The organism is Bacillus sp. SG-1 (assembly GCF_000181495.1).
Classification (GTDB): domain Bacteria; phylum Bacillota; class Bacilli; order Bacillales; family Bacillaceae_B; genus Rossellomorea.
The window spans coordinates 1-1,873 of record NZ_ABCF01000151.1 but is presented as its reverse complement, the minus strand read 5'-3'; the positions used below and the strand labels follow the sequence as shown (position 1 = coordinate 1,873).

The following is a 1,873-nucleotide window of genomic DNA, read 5'->3' as shown; positions in this document are numbered from 1 at the left end:
GGAGCAGGAGGCACACAGCGTCTTCCACGCTTAATCGGGGAATCCAAAGCGATGGAACTGATTCTCACAGCCAAAAGACTCAAATCAGAGGAGGCACTTGAAATTGGCATGGTGACAAAAGTGGCTCCTGCAGAATCATTCATGGAGGAAGTTCTTGCTTTTGCAAATACAATACTGTCGAATGGACCGATCGCCCTGCAGCAAGCTAAGTTTGCCATTAAAAACGGCATGAACACGGACCTGCAGACGGGATTGCAAATCGAAAGAAAAGCCTATGAATTGACGATTCCTACCGAGGACCGTGTGGAAGCATTGACAGCATTCAGTGAAAAACGGAAGCCTCAGTTCAAAGGGAAATAAAAGATTAAAAGAAGCATATCATTGCGATATGCTTCTTTTAATCTTCCATTTCGTGGGTGAAGATATTGGTGTAGCCGCACAGATTGCAAAACAACCGAAACCTGTAAGAAAAGTCATTCAATTTTTCAACAAGGTCTACTTGCTGAGGACCGGTAGTCAAACTAAATACAGCGAATGAAGGTGAATCGACAAGCGGGGACAGGGGGTACACCCAAGGCAGGATTCTCTGACAGCTTTCACACTTGTGTATACTCGAAATTTCTTCCATAAAACACCATCCAGTTTATGTAAAGATACTTATGTCGGGTCCATTTTACCATTCGTATCGACGAGGTATCTACATATATTCCTATAATTATAATTTTTATGTTATGTACGATAACTTTGAAAGTAGAAAGAATTTATTGATGATAAAATGAAGAGGACTTTTAATTTGGCGAGGGGTACTGATGAAACGTAAACCATTTTTATTTATTCTTATGGCAGCAGCTTTGCTGTTCTTATTTTTTATTGCCCTCTTCGGGGTGACGTTTGGAATCATGTTTATTTTTGCGAATCTGTTTTTCGCTGCATTTTTATATTTATCCTATCCTCTGATTGAAAAAAGGATTTGGCGGCATATACATAGAGCACTTTTAATAGGGTATGTCTTATTTCTGATGTCTTTTACGGCCGTGCAGGTGCTGCTTCTTATGGAAATGGGCAGCGAGGCACCCGATGACATCCAGCAGATTATCATCCTCGGGGCAGGGTTGAAAGGAGAGGAGATCTCCCAGACCCTGGAGACAAGGCTGGAGGCTGGAGTGGAGTATCTCAGGAAAAATCCTGAAATCCCCGTTATCGTTTCAGGCGGCCAGGGAGAAGGAGAAGATATCCCCGAATCAACAGCGATGTCGAGATATCTCGTTTCCCACGGGATATCTTCCAATCGAATTACCGAAGAAGACCGATCGACTACCACTTTTGAAAATCTCTTAAACTCCAAGCGCATCCTTGAGAGAAAAGGAGCGGAAGATGACCGTATCTTAATCATAACCAGTGATTATCATGTGTTCCGGGCCAAGCTGACAGGTAAAAAAATTGGTCTTGATTGCAGCGGCCTAGGCGGCGAATCTGGTTTCTTTATTAAAATCAATTATATGATCAGGGAATATTTTGCAGTCGTAAAAGCTGTGGTTATTGGGTGAAAAGTGGAAGTGTAAGCCCGGCGATTTTAGTTTGTAGTTTCACCACTCTATCATGGGTAATTTTCTGCATGAAGTCATCCATGATGCTGGGGGACTGGACAGGAGTCTATGAAGCGGTCAGAAGGTCATCTAAGAGTAAAAAGCGAGGAAAATTGGTCTCATGGGAGGTTGATGAGACCATCTAAGAGCAGAAAGCGAGCAAAAGTGGTCTTATAGGAAGCTTATAAGCCCCCCTAGGGTCTGCATTCAAGATAATAGGGAGTTACATCTCGATCACTGCAATCACTTCTGTGATCCATGCTGGCCTGCTAGAACAATAGCAGAAT

The 1,873-nt window shown here is 42.8% G+C and carries 3 protein-coding genes; 2 read left to right on the top strand and 1 reads right to left on the bottom strand.

What is annotated here, in order from left to right; translation table 11 throughout:
• Window positions 1-360: enoyl-CoA hydratase-related protein (locus BSG1_RS19280; RefSeq protein ID WP_006838922.1), on the top strand; the 360-nt coding region annotated here is incomplete at its 5' end.
• A gap of 37 nt (window positions 361-397) precedes the next feature.
• On the opposite strand, the gene BSG1_RS21030 is transcribed toward BSG1_RS19280, so the two are convergent.
• Window positions 398-628 carry a hypothetical protein gene (locus tag BSG1_RS21030; protein WP_156791537.1) on the bottom strand — a complete coding sequence of 77 codons (231 nt, stop codon included), beginning with the start codon at window positions 626-628 and terminating at the stop codon, window positions 398-400.
• Window positions 629-809: 181 nt separating this feature from the next.
• On the opposite strand from BSG1_RS21030, the gene BSG1_RS19275 reads away from it, so the two are divergent.
• A complete protein-coding gene (locus tag BSG1_RS19275) occupies window positions 810-1,547 on the top strand; it encodes a YdcF family protein (RefSeq protein ID WP_006838920.1) in 738 nt (245 codons plus the stop codon).
• Window positions 1,548-1,873 lie beyond the last annotated feature (326 nt).